Annotated in this window: 32 protein-coding genes; 8 read left to right on the top strand and 24 right to left on the bottom strand. The window is 46.4% G+C overall.

Annotation, left to right across the window (positions count from 1 at the left end; translation table 11 throughout):
- Positions 1–2: 2 nt before the first annotated feature.
- The 12 genes from MKY86_RS33895 to MKY86_RS33840 form a co-directional block, all read right to left on the bottom strand.
- Positions 3–1,634, bottom strand: a complete 1,632-nt coding sequence (locus MKY86_RS33895; protein ID WP_076079848.1) for an AAA family ATPase — start codon at positions 1,632–1,634, stop codon at positions 3–5.
- Between the two features lie 57 nt (positions 1,635–1,691).
- Positions 1,692–1,880, bottom strand: coding sequence for a hypothetical protein (locus MKY86_RS33890; protein ID WP_076079847.1), 189 nt, complete (start codon positions 1,878–1,880; stop codon positions 1,692–1,694).
- Between the two features lie 13 nt (positions 1,881–1,893).
- Positions 1,894–2,166, bottom strand: coding sequence for a hypothetical protein (locus MKY86_RS33885; protein WP_076079846.1), 273 nt, complete (start codon positions 2,164–2,166; stop codon positions 1,894–1,896).
- A gap of 21 nt (positions 2,167–2,187) precedes the next feature.
- On the bottom strand, positions 2,188–2,796 hold the full coding sequence (locus tag MKY86_RS33880) for a hypothetical protein (protein ID WP_076079845.1): 609 nt from the start codon (positions 2,794–2,796) through the stop codon (positions 2,188–2,190).
- Between the two features lie 65 nt (positions 2,797–2,861).
- Positions 2,862–3,053: a hypothetical protein gene (locus tag MKY86_RS33875; RefSeq protein ID WP_076079844.1), complete on the bottom strand. Its 192-nt coding sequence runs from the start codon at positions 3,051–3,053 to the stop codon at positions 2,862–2,864.
- A 243-nt stretch (positions 3,054–3,296) separates the two neighbouring features.
- Entirely contained in the window at positions 3,297–3,509 is a 213-nt protein-coding gene (locus tag MKY86_RS33870) for a hypothetical protein (RefSeq protein ID WP_076079842.1), read from the bottom strand.
- Entirely contained in the window at positions 3,506–3,691 is a 186-nt protein-coding gene (locus MKY86_RS33865) for a hypothetical protein (RefSeq protein WP_143803746.1), read from the bottom strand. The genes MKY86_RS33870 and MKY86_RS33865 overlap by 4 nt, the downstream gene beginning before the upstream one ends.
- A gap of 2 nt (positions 3,692–3,693) precedes the next feature.
- Positions 3,694–3,948, bottom strand: coding sequence for a DUF7667 family protein (locus tag MKY86_RS33860; RefSeq protein ID WP_076079840.1), 255 nt, complete (start codon positions 3,946–3,948; stop codon positions 3,694–3,696).
- Positions 3,949–3,978: 30 nt separating this feature from the next.
- Positions 3,979–4,497 (bottom strand): sigma-70 family RNA polymerase sigma factor, encoded by a 519-nt coding sequence (locus MKY86_RS33855; RefSeq protein WP_076079839.1) that lies wholly within the window; start codon positions 4,495–4,497, stop codon positions 3,979–3,981.
- Positions 4,494–4,931: a hypothetical protein gene (locus MKY86_RS33850; protein ID WP_076079838.1), complete on the bottom strand. Its 438-nt coding sequence runs from the start codon at positions 4,929–4,931 to the stop codon at positions 4,494–4,496. The genes MKY86_RS33855 and MKY86_RS33850 overlap by 4 nt, the downstream gene beginning before the upstream one ends.
- A 1-nt stretch (position 4,932) precedes the next feature.
- Positions 4,933–5,883: a ParB N-terminal domain-containing protein gene (locus tag MKY86_RS33845; protein WP_340827969.1), complete on the bottom strand. Its 951-nt coding sequence runs from the start codon at positions 5,881–5,883 to the stop codon at positions 4,933–4,935.
- Between the two features lie 62 nt (positions 5,884–5,945).
- Positions 5,946–6,194: a helix-turn-helix transcriptional regulator gene (locus tag MKY86_RS33840; protein ID WP_340827968.1), complete on the bottom strand. Its 249-nt coding sequence runs from the start codon at positions 6,192–6,194 to the stop codon at positions 5,946–5,948.
- Between the two features lie 169 nt (positions 6,195–6,363).
- On the opposite strand from MKY86_RS33840, the gene MKY86_RS33835 reads away from it, so the two are divergent.
- Positions 6,364–7,011 (top strand): S24 family peptidase, encoded by a 648-nt coding sequence (locus MKY86_RS33835; RefSeq protein WP_083685241.1) that lies wholly within the window; start codon positions 6,364–6,366, stop codon positions 7,009–7,011.
- A gap of 33 nt (positions 7,012–7,044) precedes the next feature.
- Here MKY86_RS33835 and MKY86_RS33830 read toward each other — a convergent pair whose 3' ends face one another.
- Complete coding sequence (locus MKY86_RS33830) at positions 7,045–7,320, bottom strand: LexA family protein (RefSeq protein WP_076079836.1); 276 nt, start codon at positions 7,318–7,320, stop codon at positions 7,045–7,047.
- Between the two features lie 57 nt (positions 7,321–7,377).
- Between MKY86_RS33830 and MKY86_RS34270 the strand changes: the two genes are divergently transcribed.
- On the top strand, positions 7,378–7,605 hold the full coding sequence (locus MKY86_RS34270) for a helix-turn-helix transcriptional regulator (RefSeq protein WP_076079835.1): 228 nt from the start codon (positions 7,378–7,380) through the stop codon (positions 7,603–7,605).
- Positions 7,606–7,888: 283 nt separating this feature from the next.
- On the opposite strand, the gene MKY86_RS34265 is transcribed toward MKY86_RS34270, so the two are convergent.
- The 7 genes from MKY86_RS34265 to MKY86_RS33800 all read right to left on the bottom strand — a co-directional run bounded on the left by MKY86_RS34265 (position 7,889) and on the right by MKY86_RS33800 (position 10,754).
- A complete protein-coding gene (locus tag MKY86_RS34265; protein WP_076079834.1) occupies positions 7,889–8,266 on the bottom strand; it encodes a LytTR family transcriptional regulator DNA-binding domain-containing protein in 378 nt (125 codons plus the stop codon).
- A 15-nt stretch (positions 8,267–8,281) separates the two neighbouring features.
- Positions 8,282–8,419, bottom strand: coding sequence for an AgrD family cyclic lactone autoinducer peptide (locus MKY86_RS33825; protein ID WP_083685237.1), 138 nt, complete (start codon positions 8,417–8,419; stop codon positions 8,282–8,284).
- Between the two features lie 7 nt (positions 8,420–8,426).
- Complete coding sequence (locus tag MKY86_RS33820) at positions 8,427–8,945, bottom strand: accessory gene regulator ArgB-like protein (RefSeq protein ID WP_076079833.1); 519 nt, start codon at positions 8,943–8,945, stop codon at positions 8,427–8,429.
- Positions 8,942–9,568, bottom strand: a complete 627-nt coding sequence (locus MKY86_RS33815; RefSeq protein WP_076079832.1) for a hypothetical protein — start codon at positions 9,566–9,568, stop codon at positions 8,942–8,944. The genes MKY86_RS33820 and MKY86_RS33815 overlap by 4 nt, the downstream gene beginning before the upstream one ends.
- A 144-nt stretch (positions 9,569–9,712) precedes the next feature.
- Positions 9,713–9,910, bottom strand: a complete 198-nt coding sequence (locus MKY86_RS33810) for a hypothetical protein (RefSeq protein ID WP_076079831.1) — start codon at positions 9,908–9,910, stop codon at positions 9,713–9,715.
- A 79-nt stretch (positions 9,911–9,989) separates the two neighbouring features.
- Positions 9,990–10,268: a hypothetical protein gene (locus MKY86_RS33805; protein ID WP_076079830.1), complete on the bottom strand. Its 279-nt coding sequence runs from the start codon at positions 10,266–10,268 to the stop codon at positions 9,990–9,992.
- A 39-nt stretch (positions 10,269–10,307) separates the two neighbouring features.
- Positions 10,308–10,754 carry a hypothetical protein gene (locus tag MKY86_RS33800; RefSeq protein WP_076079829.1) on the bottom strand — a complete coding sequence of 149 codons (447 nt, stop codon included), beginning with the start codon at positions 10,752–10,754 and terminating at the stop codon, positions 10,308–10,310.
- Between the two features lie 365 nt (positions 10,755–11,119).
- On the opposite strand from MKY86_RS33800, the gene MKY86_RS33795 reads away from it, so the two are divergent.
- The 4 genes from MKY86_RS33795 to MKY86_RS33780 all read left to right on the top strand — a co-directional run bounded on the left by MKY86_RS33795 (position 11,120) and on the right by MKY86_RS33780 (position 13,828).
- Positions 11,120–11,353 (top strand): helix-turn-helix domain-containing protein, encoded by a 234-nt coding sequence (locus MKY86_RS33795; RefSeq protein ID WP_076079828.1) that lies wholly within the window; start codon positions 11,120–11,122, stop codon positions 11,351–11,353.
- A gap of 542 nt (positions 11,354–11,895) precedes the next feature.
- Positions 11,896–12,306: a hypothetical protein gene (locus tag MKY86_RS33790; protein ID WP_076079826.1), complete on the top strand. Its 411-nt coding sequence runs from the start codon at positions 11,896–11,898 to the stop codon at positions 12,304–12,306.
- 13 nt (positions 12,307–12,319) lie between these two features.
- Complete coding sequence (locus tag MKY86_RS33785; protein WP_076079825.1) at positions 12,320–12,742, top strand: hypothetical protein; 423 nt, start codon at positions 12,320–12,322, stop codon at positions 12,740–12,742.
- A 477-nt stretch (positions 12,743–13,219) separates the two neighbouring features.
- Positions 13,220–13,828 carry a hypothetical protein gene (locus MKY86_RS33780; protein ID WP_143803745.1) on the top strand — a complete coding sequence of 203 codons (609 nt, stop codon included), beginning with the start codon at positions 13,220–13,222 and terminating at the stop codon, positions 13,826–13,828.
- On the opposite strand, the gene MKY86_RS33775 is transcribed toward MKY86_RS33780, so the two are convergent.
- The gene (locus MKY86_RS33775) at positions 13,825–14,058 is read right to left on the bottom strand and encodes a hypothetical protein (protein ID WP_076079824.1); all 234 of its coding nucleotides are present in this window, start codon (positions 14,056–14,058) and stop codon (positions 13,825–13,827) included. The two genes, MKY86_RS33780 and MKY86_RS33775, sit on opposite strands and share 4 nt — an antisense overlap.
- Positions 14,059–14,225: 167 nt before the next feature.
- Between MKY86_RS33775 and MKY86_RS33770 the strand changes: the two genes are divergently transcribed.
- Positions 14,226–14,768 carry a DUF2441 domain-containing protein gene (locus tag MKY86_RS33770; RefSeq protein ID WP_076079823.1) on the top strand — a complete coding sequence of 181 codons (543 nt, stop codon included), beginning with the start codon at positions 14,226–14,228 and terminating at the stop codon, positions 14,766–14,768.
- On the opposite strand, the gene MKY86_RS33765 is transcribed toward MKY86_RS33770, so the two are convergent.
- Positions 14,761–14,931, bottom strand: coding sequence for a hypothetical protein (locus tag MKY86_RS33765; RefSeq protein WP_340827966.1), 171 nt, complete (start codon positions 14,929–14,931; stop codon positions 14,761–14,763). The genes MKY86_RS33770 and MKY86_RS33765 overlap by 8 nt on opposite strands.
- Before the next feature lie 76 nt (positions 14,932–15,007).
- Here MKY86_RS33765 and MKY86_RS33760 point away from each other — a divergent pair, with 76 nt between their 5' ends.
- On the top strand, positions 15,008–15,553 hold the full coding sequence (locus tag MKY86_RS33760) for a stalk domain-containing protein (protein WP_076079822.1): 546 nt from the start codon (positions 15,008–15,010) through the stop codon (positions 15,551–15,553).
- Here the strand turns inward: MKY86_RS33760 and MKY86_RS33755 are convergent.
- Both MKY86_RS33755 and MKY86_RS33750 read right to left on the bottom strand, forming a co-directional pair.
- Positions 15,550–17,583 carry a phage tail spike protein gene (locus tag MKY86_RS33755; protein WP_076079821.1) on the bottom strand — a complete coding sequence of 678 codons (2,034 nt, stop codon included), beginning with the start codon at positions 17,581–17,583 and terminating at the stop codon, positions 15,550–15,552. The two genes, MKY86_RS33760 and MKY86_RS33755, sit on opposite strands and share 4 nt — an antisense overlap.
- Positions 17,576–18,187 carry a macro domain-containing protein gene (locus MKY86_RS33750; protein WP_076079820.1) on the bottom strand — a complete coding sequence of 204 codons (612 nt, stop codon included), beginning with the start codon at positions 18,185–18,187 and terminating at the stop codon, positions 17,576–17,578. The genes MKY86_RS33755 and MKY86_RS33750 overlap by 8 nt, the downstream gene beginning before the upstream one ends.
- Between the last annotated feature and the right edge of the window lie 3 nt (positions 18,188–18,190).

Raw genomic sequence — 18,190 nt, 5'->3', positions numbered from 1 at the left:
GTTTATCCCTCCAGGGTTTCAATTTCAAGGTCTTTGCCCTCTACTGTGGAGAGCAAGAAGTACTGATAATCATCGTGCTGTGCGGCCTCCAGGATCTCCTGCTGCTTGCTGCCGAGATTCTGCCAGCCGTCCATGCAGATTACTTTCAGCTCGCCAGCCTGAGCCTTCGCGAGCTTGAACGCGAATTCGAAGGACTCCCCTTCGCTCAACCCGTCCAACAGGGTGCCATCAATGCGGATGCGGCCTTTGTCATCTACTGTCAAGCCGTCCACAGGCAGCGCGGCAGTCTTAAGCAGTTCCTTCGGCAGCTCGCGGGCCTTCTCAATCTTCGCGGTCAAGTCCGCAGCCCGCGCTTCCTTCGGAGCCAGCTTCTCCCGGATGATGTCATTCATCCGTTCCCACTCCCGGAGGTATTCTTTCATCTCAGCAGCCTTGTGGGCGGCGGCCTGCAACGGCTCAGGATCAATCCACTCAACATCTGCGATAACCTGCTGTGCATGGCCTGACTTCGCTTTCTCAGCTGCTATCTGGTTCGCCTCTTGATCCGCAATCTTCTCTTTGTCCTTGCGTTCATGCTCCGCGAGATTATCTAGTGAGGTTGTTTTCTCCGCAATCTGCTGCCGGTGTTCGCTGATATAGCCTTTGTTCAGCTCGACTTCGTGTTGAATATCTTCTTTGATGTTGAGCTTCTTCTGCTGGAATTGAATCTTCAGACGTTCAATCGCCTGCTCCAACTCATTGTCCAGTTGTTGCGAAGCTTCTGAGATACGGCGGTCTGCATCGTCGATTACCTTCTGATCCTGCTCGACACGTTCCTGCAGCCGATTGATACTGCCTGTCAGCGTGTCACGTTGTCTCCGATAATCAAGCTTACTTTCCTCTGCAGAGTTGGCAGAGCGCCGCTTGATGTCGTCGATACGCAGCGTCAGCCCATCGATCAAAGACCTGGCCTCTTCCAGCTTCTTGTTGGACTCCTGAGCCTCAGACAACCTGCGGTAGAGCTGCTGCAGGTCCACCCCTCGCCATTCCTCTCCGTCATAATTTGGCGGCAGGTCACGCTTGATGCCCTCGATGTTCGCCCGCAGCAGGTTAATCTCGCGGTTAATGCTGGCGCGCTCCTCAAAATAGGCTGATTCGATCTGCTTCAAAATCTGCAAGATGTGAAGCTGGTAATCCGCCTCCGGCAACTCGCCGAACCACGCCTTAATGCCCTCTGTAGTCCAATCAATCTGCAGCATGTTCAAGATGATTTCCGTCTGCTCCTTGGCATCCTTGTGCATAAATTCGATAGGGCGGAAGATCTCCCCATTGATAAACTTCCGAATGAATCCCTCTGTATTGCTCACAGCTTTGCTGTCGTGCTTAACCTTGAGGTAATCAGCCTTTTCAGTCCGTACCTTACGAGTGATCTGCAGACCGTCTGTCAACTCAACAAACAGTTCTGCCTCTTCATGACCGTGGCTGATGACCTCAGTTCGCCGGTTGGTATTGGTTAACGCCTTATCTAAAGCTTCAATGAGACTAGTCTTGCCCGCCCCAGAATCGCCATTAACCTTATTGATCTTGCCCGGGGAAATATTCAACTCTCTGATCCCCAGCCAATGCTTTGCTTCCAGCTTCTTAATATGCAGCATCTTTACGCCTCCTTGATTTCGTGGTATATTGACCGTGAATTTTGGTTTAAGCTTTGCTTAACGCTCCTGGTTGCAGCCAGGGGCGTTATTTGTTGTTGGCGGCTCCTTCTCCCATGGGTCCAGCGTGCGGACAGGGACCGCTATCGTTGTGTCCACTGCTTCCAGCATGCAAAGCAGGCATTTGGGTTGAGCATCTGCATAAACCGCATAGTCGGCAATATTGCCGCAATTGCATTTCTGGAGCATTTCCCTCCACTCCTTATTGATAGCTGTAGAATCTAGGCCGTGCTTCCCGCCGGGTCTTTGCAAGAAGCTTCCGGCCAGTGCGGTTAAGGACGCCGCCGTATTCCTTCTGGATGGCTGTAGCGACAACCGAGGGGCCAAGTTTGCCGGGTTTGTAAGCCACCTTATCGGATGCTTCGTGTTTGAACTGGCGGCGGGATTTGGCTTCAGCGAAGTCCTTAGCCCGCTGGGATTGAACTGCTGCAATGAAAGCATGACGTTTGTTGGTGATACGGAATTTTGTTTTCATGAATGATTCCTCCGATATGGGTTATTGGTTGGTGCTGGTCTGTTCGATTTCAGCAGCCTTTTCCTGCAAACTCTTCAGCATAGAAGGGATATTTAAGCGGCTAATCATGTCGGCAGATAATTGGTCCCGAAGGTTCTTTTCAAGGGAACTGATGACTGTATTCTCTGCCTTCTGTCTGGCTTCACTGATGAGATTAGAAACCTTCTTCTCCAACTCGCGGCCGAGAATGTCCTTTGCCAGGTATTCCATGAGCGTATATTTAGCATCGCGTTCATAGTCCACATGCTGACCGCTCTCCCCAAGCGTCTTTTTCTTCAGGAAGTCATCGAAGCGTTCCCCTGCAAATTCAGCGATAGAGTAATACTTCACTTCCGAACTCCAACCTCCGGTTTTGACTGGAATCCTCAGATTCTCCAAGCGCTCCTTATAGACCGTTACAAGGAACTCATCCGTGATTTTCTCCGCTGCTTCGACCACTTTTTGATCAATTGTGGCCTGGATTTCTTTCTCCACCTTCTGGATCAGGCGATCCTGCAAGCCCCGAACAACTTCATTTTTAATCTCATCCGAAACACTTCCAGATTCAGAATCAAACCAATCCAATTCAAGCTCAACTGTCAGTTTCGACATCACAAATGCTCCTTTTGGGGCTCAAAATCCCGTTTTTGGCAAAAAAATAATAGGCTATGCGAATTTTACACACGCGGAGGCCAGTTCCACTGACCGGGCTGGTCGCCCTGCTCCACGTTCTGAAGGAAGGTTATTTGCCCATCCGCATAAAACACCTGCAGGTCAGTTGCCTGCGCCCCCCTGACACCCACTACCAACGCTGCTGCTGGTCCGTGATAACTATTCAAGTGGACTATTCTTCCGATACTTGGTTGCATTGTCTTGTTCACCTCCCCTCACGCTTTCTCTCAGCTCGCCTATCCTTTGCATGATCCGTATTGCTCGGATAACCCACATTCAGCCTTGGAGCGATAATTTGCCCCTCCAGGTTCTTCTTGGCGGCATCCGGGCTAAACCTTACCGGCTCTGGCTGACCATACTTGCCATACAGTTCCTTGCGCTCCATGTTGTGCGCTGTCCGGCAGTGCAGAACGGTGATTACGTCACCTGTATGGCCGCAATTAGGAAATGGGCACTTGACTGTGCTGCTGATTCTGATGGACATCAGTTTCCTCAGCCCCTTCCATCGGGATTAAAAAATAAATACCTTGGAGCTGGCCTGCCATGTACTGATCCACGAATAGGTGAAACGGAATGCCTTGACGTTTCAACACTTCATAGTGCTCGAAGTATTCGCCCAGGTCCTCCAGTAAATCATCTGGAACCTTATTCACGCGATCACCGCCACCCGCTCCGCAGGCGAGGCCCACAACTCCAGCACAGCGTCTGTATGAGTCCGCCGCTCCCGCAATGCCTGCCGTTCCATATTCGTGTCACCGGCCTGTTTGGCTGCATGCAACACGCCCAGCCAGTAAGCCATCTGCTCACGATGAAAGCGAATTTGGATTGACTTCACATTCATTTCAATTGCTCCTCCCATTCTGTTAATTTATTTGTAAAATGCTGTTCCAGATCCATGTTGCCTGCGCGGTGTGCCGCGAAGGTCGCTTCTTTGATGCCGTCCACCTGCTGGACGATGTTCAGGTTATCCATAAGTAAGGGCATGATCAGTGCAAGTTCTGGTTCTCCGAGTATCAGCTCGCCTTTAATGTTGCTTGCCATATAAGTGATGCGAGCCAGAGCGCGATGAGTAGGATGGATGAATACTGCCATGTGCAGAGCCTCCATTCTCCTTCAAATTATTTAGAAGCCTGATGTATCCTCGTAATTGCTACGAGCCTTATTTAATATCCGTGAGATGTATGAAGCTGTATGCCCCATCTCAATTGCAGCTTCAGCCTGGGAGTAACCTTCGAAGAGAAGCATTAACAGCCGTTTCTGTTTAACGTTCATCCTTGCAAAGGCCGCCTGATCTATCTCCACATAAGATAAATCCGGTTCCCACTTACCAACTAACTCCCATCCGTTCGGCATTGCATCCAAGCTTTGATAGCGGCCGTTATTGCGTTGACATTTGCGGAGGTAGTCTCGCATTTTATTCTGAATACACTCTCGGGCGAATGTAGCGAATTTACATCCCTTGGTGTTGTTAAAAGTACGAGCAGCTTTAATGAGTCCAATCGAACCCTCTTGGAACAATTCCGAATAATCCTCTCCGGTAGTCCGATTCATCCGATTTGCGAAGAAACGAACTAAGCCCAAGTTATTAATTATTAGTTCGTCCGGCGTCAACTGCCGTTCAGTTGCTTCAACTGTGCTCATTGGGATGCTCCTTTCTCCAGGTCATCAAAGTCGAAGAAGCTAAACAGGTCAGTTTCATTCATGATCTTCTCTTTCCGAGCTCTGGCCTTTTGGATGAGCCTTTCGGAACCATCACGATTTTTGACCATATTCACAATTTGCCTATCCAGAATCTTTGGATCATTGCAGCTATCGATAACCCCGTACACCATCCGGCGCGGCTCGTTGTCTGCCGATTCGTCATATGCGGCAATCAGGCGAACGCCGTCACCATCCTTGAAGCTTCCAATCAGCTGACGCGCTTTGGCTCTTATTGCACCCCTGCGGATCTTCGCTTCATCCAGCACAATTTTTTCTTCCAGGAAAGCAACGACCTCATCAATGGTGAATGTCCGGCTCATGAATCCAAGAATGAACTCCGTTCGATCATCCCGATCAAGATTATGTTTATCCACCTCATTTCCCCACCCTTCGAGGGCCCTTCAGCGCCTCTTTCATTTTGTCCTTCAACCGCTGGAATTCGTCGATCCCGCCTTGAACCTGGCTCATACTCAGCTCAATCTCGCTGCGGTCCCGCCTTGTCTCCATCCAGTTCACCATTCGTTCATCCGTTACCATTCCGCGAATTCTAACTGCAGAATCGATCAGATTGTTGATGAGCTTCGCATCCCTGAATTGTTCGTCAATTAATTGCTGCTTGAGTGCTGATCTCTTTTCTTCAGCCGCAATATTATCCAGCGTCTTCTGAGCAACTTCTGGAGGAGCACTCCTCAGCTTTTCAGCTCCCTGAATGACCACATCTGCCGGAAGCTTTGATTCACCGAGAATCGGGAACTCCTCTACCGCCTTCTGGTACAACTCCGCTTTGTCTGGCTCCTTAGCGGTTCGGATGGCCTCTTTCTTCGGCAGGGATTCAAGTGCCGGGAACTGTTCGACTGCGGCCACGTGACGTTTTGCCTCGTTAATGGTTTGTTGAGGTACACCGATCCTTTCAGCCACTTTAGCTTCCGAGTCCGGTTTTTCAGGTCTTCCACCCTCGCCGGGGTTTTTACTGCCGGGCGGTGAAAACTCTTCCCTCAGTACTTCCTTGGCAGCTTCAGCCAATTCCGCGAGGTTCTTAGAAGCTTCAAACTCCGTCAGTGCCTTGCGCTTCGTGTTCTCTTCCAGCTCAATCAGCCGTTTCTCTTTCTCAGTCAGATCAGCCATGGTGCGGGTCTCAACCTCTACACGACCCAGCAGCTTATGAGCTTCTAACCGGCGGTGACCTGCGATCAAGTTGCCTGATTCATCGATGATGATTGGATGCAGCAGACCGCGTGCCTGGATGCTTTCGGCCAGCCCTGCGATGTCGCCCATGTCTTCCCGGATGCGGCTGCCGATGTTAATTGTGTGTATTGGTGTAAGCAAGAACATTCACCTTCCTTTCGTAAAGTGATAATGCTATGTGTGTGCTGGGATATCGTAATGGATTAAGAAAGCTTATTTTCTAGCGGAATGTCTATCTCGTTTCGTGTCTCTGGGAGACACCCCGCCTCATGAAAATTTTCAATTGGAACCTTAAAGAGTTGGCTTAGCTTCATTACCTCATCTACATAAAACCGAACATGACCGTTTTCTTTTCTGGAATATGCCGTAACTGAAAGCCCTAGATCCTTAGCAACCTCTTTTGCTTGCATACCTGAGTTCACTCTTGCGGCCTTAACACTAATCTTCAACATTCGCTCACCCCCTTGTTCATGGTGTCGTGTCTCCCGGAGACACCCATAGATTAGCACCAGTTTTAGACATCGTCAACCCCTTAAAAGACACGAACATAACTTATTGTTGTATTAAGTGTCTTTTTGAGGTTATACTATATTCAAACATTAGATGAAGGAGATTTTTAAAATGACTGGTCCTGAAGATAAAAAAATTATTTATAGTGTAGTGGGAAAAAATATTAAAAAGTACCGTGACATTAGAAATTATAGTCTTCAGGTATTGGCGGAAAAAGTGGGGATAACAAAGAAAACTGTCCAGCGTTACGAAAACGGCGAACATAAATTTGATATGGACAGACTTAGAGATCTTGCAAAAGCTCTTGATGTCACAGTTCCTCAATTAACGGAAGGTGCATACTCTTTTTCAGAAACTGAATCCTCAAATTCAGAATACATAAGCTTGCCTGTTGTCGGAAAAATTTCATGCGGAAATGGAAGATTAGCGTATGAGTTAATCGAAGGATATGAGACGACTCCACGTTCGTGGATTAATGGCGGGGAATATTTTTACTTAAGAGCTAAGGGCGACAGTATGATTGGGTCTCGCATATATGATGGGGATCTGTTACTCATTCGTACTCAAGAAGAGGTAGAAGACGGAGAAATAGCTGCTGTTCTGATTGATGACGAGGCTGTATTAAAAAAAGTGTACAAGCAAAATAATACTCTAATACTGCAATCAGCCAATCCCGACTATCCCCCAATCATCTTAACAGGCAAAGAAAATAACATACGAATTATTGGTAAACTCAAAAAAGTTGTGATTTCATTTTGATATATTTAAGCCCGCCATTAAGGCGGGCTTTATTTATACGCTTCTGTATGTCATCAATACCTTACCAATTACCTCGACCTCTTTTCGGATTTCACCTTTAAAATCAGAGTTAGAGGCAACTAGACGATAACTATCCCCTATTGGTTCTATCCTCCTAAATTCAAGGGTTGAAATGTCTGTTTGGTTTATAATTGCACAGATGTCATCTGGTAAATAAGACTGTGTTTCTTCGATAATCACTTCATCTCCTATGTATATCCGATCTCCAGACATGCTGTTGTCAGTCACTCTGTAAGAAAATTTGCCCATTTCTGACCTCCATGATGATATAATTTGATATAGAATTTTTAAAGAAAGGAGAATAGCATGGCGTTCCTGCTCGGGGACTGCCAACTGCTTGACCGTCTTAAGGAAAAGAACATTACACAGGCTGACTTTGCAAGGCACATGGGCTGCTCGCGTTCCTATGTCAACCAATTGATAAAGGGTAAGCCGAAAATGTCCCTTGAGTTTGCAATTAATGCAGCTCATTTCCTCAATTGTAGCGTGAATGATTTTTACACATTACAATGGTCAAGCAATCGGAATGAGTAGATTCTCTACTCTCCCCCCGATCAGATGTTAACCTATAACTTAACAACCTAAGTAAATTAAAGTATGGTAATAGTCTTCATTACCACTTCAACATGAAAATTGTCAACCCCATTTCATCGGGTGAATTCCCCTCCCTGTACTTCTATTAAATAGCAAAAATTCTGCATTGGCAATTTCAATTCCCCGATTGAATAATTCCAAGACCCTTCCTTATTTCGACATCATTCTACAATCGATATGTGCTATAATGCCAACTCATAAAAAAACCACCCGTAATGGGCGGTCATAGGAGTACATAAGGTGTATTTGTTTGTGATAGCAATTCCATGACCTCGCGTTTCCCAGTACTTGACATTGTACATTTCTTCGAGCGGTCATGTTTGTCGAAGAAGGCGATCTTATATCTTTCGTCAACTTCGACAATTTTAGATATGTTAATGCTGTTACTGCGGTCAGCGATATGAAAATGATAGCCGCTACGATTTAATACATGTGTCCAGTAATTCAAAGTGCCCGGCGTATAGTAAGTTCTCGATGGGGTTTCCAGTAGTATCATAGAGGATCTACTCTCCACCCCTAAGTAATACACTTCATCAACTAAGACATTAATAATACCGCTATTCCCTTTCTCATCCAGAGTTGCGCTTATCGTCTTAATCACTTGAATCACTCCAGACTATTTCAACAATTCCTCAGGAACTTCCGGTTGATTTACGTAAACAATACTTGCTGTCACTAGGACTAACAAAGCAGCCATTGCAGATAGTCCAGAAGCTAGCTTATATACGGCTTTACGCTGTAAGGATTTCATCATTGAGTTTTCACCCCCTTCTCGAAATAATCAAGCTTACGGATTGTGCCAGAAAGCTGGCCGCAATCACCGGGGACCCGATTGCAAAATTTGCGGCCACAAGCAATACTGCAATGAACTTCAGCTTGGGCCAATGATTTCGGGGAATCCGGGTCTGCCGTTCAATTCCAGTCGGTGCCAGCCATAATACAATCAGCAAGCTGGCTCCGTTAAAAAGCAGAACCACAGTGCTGTTCACATCAATGAAGGACAGGATTGTAAATAGAGCCGTTGTGAACAAGACGCAAGCTGTTCCAGATTTCATGTGTGCGCCGCCTGATACCTGTCGCAATAGCGCAAAGGAGACAAGTATCTGCACCACTTCATTTGTCCTTCCTGTCAATAAGGATATAGCAAGGGTGAGGGCAACAATGAATAGCACGTTAAGAATTACAGCAATAGCGAATTTAAGTACAGCAAAAGAAGCAGGGTGTTCAGGAACTTGATGTTTTATTCCAGTAGCCATTCTAGAAGCCAAAGATTCGATCATTCACCCTGTTCCTTCCGTATTGCATAGTATAGTAAAAATGCCATGACACAAATGAAAAACACGATATTAACAAACATGTCATTGTAGTAAAACACAATCGAAACGGAGATAAGAAAGAATATAATCATAGCGATCATAATAATATCTTCGAAACGAAACCTGAGCTTTTCAAAATTGAACTTGAACCCCATTCCGATTTTGTACAAGAACAATGATGCTATTATGGTCATTCCACCACTTGAGAATTGCAGTAGATAGCCGTTGAATTTACTATCTGCTATTGCTGCGATGGAACCGAACAGCATATTTGCAAGCCCGGTTTGAAGCAACGCATATATCACATATCCAAGGACTGTAACTATAATGGACCAAATCAACGGTATTTTTACAATCACTTTGAAAAGGGCAACGAAGATGAAGATAGTAATAATGGGCACCAGGTAAGCGAGGGAAAACTCGTTGCGCATTACGTAACTCTGCAGGTTGATTAATAAGCCAGTGATCAATGCCTCCCATATGTAATCTTGAAACTTGTACCTAAACAGCGTCATTATTAAGCAATACACCGCAAATGTCTCCACGGTCGAAAACAGCATATACCCTACTGGCTCCCACGACAACATACAACACCACCTGACATAATTTTCATTGACAAACCCATTATATAACCGGGCTTGTATGCCGTACACATCTTATTTATGCGGGTTCCCGCGACCATCCTGCGCCGTAGCGCAAAATGGTTTCGGTCAGTTCCCTTCCGACCATCATCAGGCGGGCGAGTCACTCTTCTCTATTCCTCCTGGTTCACAGATCACCGGCAGCCGCTCTCCAATATCCAGCAGCGCCCCGATACTTTGCGGACCTCCCTCAAATGTTCCTACTGCCAGCACACTGCCCGTCTTGCCTGTGTGTTCTCCCTCTGTAATCCGCACCGACAGGCCCGGCCGTAATTCCTCCAGCTTCATCAGCGCCGCCCCCGCGCCTTGATCAGTGCCGCCACAGACAGCACCAGCGCCACCCCGATAACCGTCCAGGTGATTATATTCAGCATGTCGTATCCTCCTTTTTTGCTTCTAATTCCCGCAATTTAAAGTACAATACTTCAGCGGAGTATGAGTATCCTTGAAGCAACAACGCATCAATTGCCAATTTCAGTTCGTCAATCTTCTTCATCGCATTCTCCTTTAAAGGGGCCGTAATCCCTAATTCTTCTTCCTCTTCGCGCGGCCCCTGGAACCTGCATGATTCCCTGTATGCCTCTTCCGCCTCAATATCACTCTCAACATCTGCTAGGTAACCCCAAGGTCCTGTATATTCGCTCATATGATCCCTCCTCAATAGTAGTGGGGCCGTAGCCCCGTGTTATTCTTCTTGCGACCAATCAGACGAGACACTGTCGATGTGCTCCCAATACTCTGATCCCCATGGCCGACGCTGAATGTGAAATTGGTCATCAATGTTGATTTCAGCATCTATCCGAACTTCGTGCTTTACTGGTGAATCTCCGATTGGAAACAGAGCAGAAAAGTAGTGGTATGCTTGGGTCGATTCTATATGTGTGACTTTCTCATAATCCAGCCCGTTCTCCAAAACGGCCAGAGCTCCCGCCACGCTCATTTTCTCAGTTATATCTTTTTTGCGAACCTCAACTCGATGCGTCCAATACTCATTCACTTTACCAGTCACATCCGCGATAAAAACACATTTGGTTGACTCCCTCTCGAAAATTCCGTCAATCCACTCTCCTTCTAGACCTTCCCACCCACCAACTTTACGGAATTGAACTTTATCCCCGCTTTTAAATTCCATCACTTATCCCTCCCGCGTATGCCCGCCGGCTTATTTATGAAGTGGCAACTGATTTGCCATTTATGTTAAGATTGGGTGGAGAGCAGGGGCCCTAACCCCTACTCTCCGGGAACCTATTTACGTTTGCCGCGGTGGCTGCGTTTTTTGGTTCCTTTCTTTTTGTCCTTTAGCAGCAGATAAGCTGTGTAACACTGGATGGCTGCTGTAAGGAGCTGTACCCAATCTTTCATGTATCATGTTCACCTCCTCTCTACATTTCCATTATACAACGTTAAACGTTATATGTCAACGTTTAGCGTTAAATATAATCGTTTAGAGTTGTTTTTTAACGCTAAGTGTTTTATATTAATGTAGAGGTGATGCAAATGCTCAGACTTAAGCTGAAAGAAATTATGTTTAAAAAGGACATTAATGCTCGGCAATTAAGTACAGCTACCGGCATACGTTGGAACAGCATTGACGATTTAATGGAGAACAAGACTAAACGCTGGCCCGTAGAAAACTTAGAAAAAATTATGGAAGTACTTGAGATTGAAAGAATTGAGGATTTAATTGAATATGAAAAAGAACCTCAGCAACAAGAAACCCCGCCAGTATAATCACTGACGGGGTCTTCTATTCTCATTTAATGCATTACCTAATTCCGTTGTATACTTTGTTAACCGTAGGCTGATCTCCGTGCGCATCACATCCCGGGTAAGTCCGAACCGCTGCTGATAGCCCCTGAAGTAAATCATGTTGTATGTAACAAAGTCTTCGTGTGAGTCCTCCACAATCTTAATATTCCGTTGCTTAAGCTGCTGTCGCAACTGGTAGGAGTCTTGGATGATCCGCTTTTGTATGTACCGGCCTGCGGTCATATAGGTTCTATTGAGGACGTTGCTGGACAACTCCACTTCCTTTAAGCTCTTGGCTACCATCGTATCGAGGTACGGGAGTAGGATAAGGTCCCGTACTATTTTCAACTCCTCGGGTGTTAGCATATTTCCGTTCATCAGTTACCACCTCATAAGAACGTTTGTTTGTATTATATGCCGATAATTAGTTTTTAATCAATGGAAAATTAATCTCTTAATTCACTTTACATATTATTATTAACATGTTATTATAAACATATAGAAATCGATCAGGAGGAATTGAAATGAACATTGTAGAAATGTACGATAAAGTCAAAGCTCTCCACTCCGAACTGAGTGAGAAATATTACTTCGTGGGCCTGCGTTTTGAGAATAAAGAGTATCAAGTTGGTGAAGAATGCGAGTGGTCAAAATCCAATGTTGACCGCGAAGACGAAAGAGAGTTCCCGGACTTCGGGACCGAAGAGTATGAAGAAATGGAAAGCATGGGCGGTACATCTGCATGGGATATGGCCGCAACTGCGATCTACAAGATCGGCTCAAGAGAAAACCTTGAAGACGATTGCAAAAATCACTTTGAAACTGAACATTGCTACATTATCGCTGGAAATCGCAAAGCTTCAGACATCGAAACGCCTTGGGATGACAACGAAATCGTTATCCAAGATGCGGTTGTAGTCGCTCAGATATTTTAAGGGGGGATGAACATTGAACGAACAGCAGATTAAAGAATGGATTGAACAGAACTTGGTCATGCGGGACGAGGCTCAGATCATTACGGGGCAATCTGCGACTGGCTTCGGCCAGTCCATTCAAAATGGAGGCGTTAAGGCCTTCGTGGAGTTCGGGGAATTGAGAAAGACCCGCCTCTATCTCCGGTCAGATCTGGAAGAGTATGCGAGGAATAAACGAATGCGTCCATCTTTCAAGGAGAAGCCAATGTTTGAAACCGCCGAAGGATTGCAATCGGCCGTCAAAGAAGGCGTCCATATTTCCGAAGAAAAAGGCATAATATATGCCGACTGGCTTGAAGATAATGGCGATGAATTTCGGCTTATGCAATCTGCCGATATTGCGAATGTAATAGAGTATTTGAAAGATCACGGATTTATAGTTTCGCCAGAGGAGTGATGCAGGTTGCTACAAGATCGCATCTGTCAAACTCCTTCTTGCGGGAAGAATTTCCGTGGTGGTCCACGTGCTTACTTCTGCCCGACATGCCGAATTGTTCGGCGGTGTCAACAAATGGCCGATTTCCAAAGTCGAAAGAGACAGGGGGAAGTTCGGGCGTTAGGCAGTAAAGACACATGTGACCGCTGCAAAAAAGGTTTCGTAGTGAAGTCTGGCCTTCAGCGCTTTTGTGAAGAGTGTCAGCCTGTTCATACAACGGAATACGACAAAAAAACATCTCTCGCCTTTTACAATATAAACAAAGACCGGATTAATTCGGTTCGGAAGATACGCCGAAGAAAGACAAGCAATTTGTGCGCATGGTGCAAAAACTTGTTTGACCCGGTGAACGGAACCACAACTTGTTCGGAAGAATGCCGCCGTCAAAATCGGAATCGATATATGCGTAACTGGTCTAAAAATAAGGGGGCGAAGTCGTTGGCTGTCGGAGACGCAGGCAGTTGCAAACGTTGTGGTAGTATATTTATTGCTAATTCGCCAAACCAACTCTACTGTTCAGACTGCACTGAAGAAGTGGTCAAAGGCTACTTCCATCCACAGAGGCGAATGAAAAACACACCCAGGGAGCTCCGCCGTACAATTCAACGGTGGCAAGAAGCTAACAACATCGTCTCGCCTCGATCTGCACCTCCACCACAAGGATATAATGTCACAGATGAAGATATACAACAAATCGGGATATTCTCAAGTCCCATAACAGCTAAAAAAAGGCTGATTTCCATAGCAAAGCGAGAACACTTTGTTGAGATTACACAAGGAGAGTTCGACTCGATATGCGCTTATTCTTTGTGCTTAAATCCTATAAATTCTGAAAACGGCCGCAGATACTGCTGCGATACATGCAAAACAAATGCTTATCGCGAACGGATAGTGGCCAAAGCAAAAGTGGAACTTTGTCCTCAGTGCCGCCAACCGTGGACTGAGCCCAAAGCCAACAAAAAAGGCAAAAAGCCTAATCACTGCGCAGAGTGTCAGGCTTACTTTAAAACAAGATATGAACAGAAAAAAAGCCCGCTGACCAGTTAAGGTTGACGGGCTTTTTCTATGTGTGCTCTGAATTCAAATCGCTCCCGGACAAACCGGGCACCAGCAATCTTAATAGATTCAGGTGTGTATCCTTCCACTATGCCTCCATAATCCATAAGGTGGCCTATAGGGTCCGGTTCTTCCCTGTACCAGACAGAGACTTTAGACTGCGCCAAAGCAGCCATAAGAAAGTCAGTGTCGCTTTCCAGCACTTTGTATGATGCACTCAAAAAACTTCCTCCTATACAACAAAATACCCCACCAATGCTGGCAGGGTACGGTGCTTCCGTTCGCTTACAGATGACATTATCACGCTTGGGACATTCTGTAAATGTATTTACAGGATAATTATATATGCTTGGCGAACTGTTACTGAAATACATAAGGAGGGCTCTGCGTGAAGGCATATCGTTTAGATAGACGTAACGAAATGAGTATCGGACAAACTATTGATTTATTACCTATAAAAATTGATGCCCCTGAAATATATACCTCTTTGATGCAACGAAACTATCCAGGAGGATTAACAAGCCATGGCATTACTCATTATATAAGTTCGATATCCGGAGACTCTGGAAGCTTTGTAAATGCGATTGTTGAAAGTATATGCGAACACACACGGCAGTTAAACTATCCTAGTATGACATCAAGATTTCAAGCGATATTCGCTGCCGAAACAATTGAAGATGCGAAGAAATGGCGTCTGACACTTAATAAAGAAATCGAACATCCATTATATGAGATTGAATTTGAAGCTTCTAATGCAGTAATACTTGATTCAACATGGTTAACCATTGGCGATACATTTACATTATTCCAAGGTGCCGTTAATGCCGAAAAATATTGGCAAGGAGTAGTTTCTGAAACGCCTGCCCTTGAATTAGTAATTAAGCCCCCTGCCAAGGTAGTTCGAAAAATGCCGGATGACTGGTTTAAATAGCCTTATTCATATCAACAACAATACTCCCGTCTTCTTGATAAATGATGTTGTTGGATATAGGAGATAATCCGAAGTTATGAGCACCATTAGTGGCCGACTTCTTCTCTGCTTCCCGTTTATCCAGTTCTTCACGAACAATTCGTCGAATTAATTCCTCTTCCATTTGCATTCCCTCCCTAAAACTATTGGCAGATTATGCCGTATAATATGGTACTATGAAATTAAAGGAGTTGACTCTTTTGAAGAAAGCAATCATAGGCCTTGTGGCCGGCATGTTGATCGGATCGGCGGGAATGGCCGCAGCTGCGACCACCCAAACCGTCCAGGCCGTTCTCGCAAAATTTACGATATCTGTCGATGGCCAGAAGCAAACGCTGAAGGCTGACCCCCTCGTCTATAAAGGAACAACATATCTCCCCGTCCGTGAAGTTGCGGCAATCACAGGCTATGAGTTGGAATTCGATAACACGAAAAAATCCATTGATCTTAAGTCAAAAGGAGGAACTGAATTGAGTACATCACAAGTCGAACCTACCCTTAATCAAAGTGAATGGATCTCTGCTAAAAAGTTGGTTGAGGACTACACCGTGGATGTGTCTGCAACTTCCGGGAAAATTAGAGATGTGATTTTTGAGTTGGGAAACAAAAAACTAGTATTCTCAATGGCAGGACAAATGGCAGATGCCGAGTATACAAGTGAAGACGGGCTGCACGTAGCAATGGTCAAAGATGGAACCATTTATCTCTCAAAAGAATCTGCCGCTTATTTGGGAGTTAATTTTTAGAAATTCCCTCCACCTCGGCTCATAATGAAAATTTGACTTGTTATAGTGGCAATAATTCTTCCAAGAGTATTAGGGGCAATTGCGACAGTGTGCCATTGCCCCCTGTTCACTCTCCCACTATCATCCTTGCTGAGATATGGAATTATATCAATATCCTCCCCGCTGACTCCGCTGTTCGGGACTAAATTCCCATCCACAGTTATCACCAATGTATTTGGTGTTGGCCCCGAGTAGATCCCATATTCAATCCCATGTGTATGTGCAGGAATCTGATGTGTGTGTTCCATGCTGTGAGTGTGCTCCATATTATGCGTATGTTCCATACTATGGGTATGATCCATGTTATGCACATGGGACTGAATTTCATGAGTATGATTCATGTCGTGTACATGATCGGGCAAATCTATCAGATGAGAATGCATTGCAGGATTATGAGTATGACCAGCATGAGAAACCCAGGTCACAAATCCTCCGCCTGGCGTAGCTAATTGGGTTCCATTTGCTACGCCGTGATTGTGTGCTCCTTCATATGTTGAGGGGTCGGGGGCGAAACCTGGATCTAATTTATACGCCCCCGTTCTCGTATTAACCACACCCCCACCTGATGCTGTAGTCAACCTACTACTAGGTCCCGATGTTGTTTGACCTCCCGCTGCGGTGGTCTGTTCGCTGCTTGGCCCTGCTGTATCACGAGTACTGGGCCCTGCTGTATCTCTACTGCTTGGCCCTGCGGTCTGGGTACTGCTTGGGCCTGATGAAACAGATGGTGCGGACTCAATGGCTTTACTGTAAGCCCGGAATGCCTCCACCTGAAATGACAGCATCACCTTATTGATCCGCGCCGTCTCCTCCGGCACATAGAATTTGAGCACAGCCGGGTGTGTAGGATCAGCATTGTCGGCAAAGTCTCGGGTATCAAGATTGGTTGCACCTTGCGCATAAGAGTCATTAATGTGCTGCCGGTTCTGAAGGTCTGCAATACTACCCGCAATATCCTCCGTGCGGTTGGCGATCTCTATCTGCACATCCCCCGGCGCGCCGAGCATATCCCCCTTGCCCACGTTGACCACCCGGGCTATGAAGTCCTCCCCCATCTCGTCATCCTGCACTCGTATGCGGGCACCGGTCTGGAATTTATATATCTGCTGCCCGGTCAGGCGGTGGATTTCCGAAGCCCCGACACTGTAGGATACCCGAGGCACTTTAAGCTCGTTGAGCAGAGTCTGGCAGCGTGCCAGCAGCGTCTCTGGGTATTCAAAGCGCCGGTCCACAAAGATAGAGGACAGGATGCCGTGCTGTCCCTGAGCTGCAACGTCCTCGATATACGGCAGACCGCCGTTCAGTTCCGCGAACGTCAGCTGATTGACCCCCTCCCCGAAGCCCAAGCCGTACAGCCGAGTGCATAGGTTTGTCGGGTCCACCACCTTCTCGATCTCGGTCATATTCACTCCATACCGGATATAGGCGGTCACCTCTTCAGCGGGCGGGACAAGATTCAATGTCCATGGATAGGATGTGGTGTCCCAGGTCCACTGATATTCTGAATCAAAGGGCTTCGGCACAGAGAACAGAGCCCCGAGCAGCGTGTCATTCTCCCAGTTGTATTCAAACTGCCGGGTAAACCCAACGGTGCCCAGTTTCCAGCGCGGCACAATCTGTTTGGATAGGATGTACTGGATTACTTGCGCTGTGTACACGCCCAGATTGCCGACTGTGTGGGCCTGGAACAGCACATCGTTCAGCAGGGTTGCCAGGACATGCTCACATTCATACTTAATGGTCGGCCCGCTTTGGCTCCGGTTCATGGTGTTGGGCACGATGCGAAAAAGCTCCACCCGCTCATTATCATCGTACAACTCGACAAAGTAGAACGGCCGGCACTCCGCATTCTTGGGATCATCCCCGGGCAGGCTGAAGGCTGCGGTCCAGAGTGAATTAAGAGGCATACTGTATTCGATGTTGAACGCATTCTCCAGCAGCGCCACACGCCGCATTTGAGCATCGTATATCGTGACTGGTGCTTTAGGCATTATATCCACCTCTGAGCTTTCCTTCGATCTCCCTGACGACATCCCAGTTCATTCGGCGTGGAGAATCAAATACCATATCATAGGCCGCTCTCATTTGATCAGCTGCCACATTAAAAGGGACGCCTCCCGTTGCCGTTCCAAGTCCCGGGCATACGACCTTATTAATAAACTGTCGGTGTTCTCCCCCGCCGTTATCATTATGATTAAGAATGGCTTGAAGCGCGGCTTTCATCGCTAAGAAGACATTGATTGTTCCCGCAATCTTCATGGGATACCTCATTGTCGGTGTATGCGCGACAAATGGATGTTCGGCGTTTTCCGTCTCAATGATCAATGATGTTCCAACGGCCTGCATTCTGGCATGATACACGAAAAGACTCGCCTGAACAGATCTCTGCAGGCTGGGCCCGAAAAACTCCGCCACTCTGAGATCAAAACTGCCGTCCATAATGCCGTAACTATTCGCAGGGGTGATAATACAATCCCATTTCTCAATCTCCTGGAACGGGCCACATATGACCTTTACGTCCTCCTGCCCTGCAAAGGCACGTTCAAATTCACGACATAGATCGGGGTTAATATCCGCTAATATCAGCTCGTACATAAT

The sequence above is a fragment of the Paenibacillus sp. FSL R7-0333 genome (assembly GCF_038000365.1).
In the GTDB taxonomy this organism is placed as follows: domain Bacteria; phylum Bacillota; class Bacilli; order Paenibacillales; family Paenibacillaceae; genus Paenibacillus_AQ; species Paenibacillus_AQ silagei.
This window is presented reverse-complemented; position numbering and strand designations above follow the sequence as displayed.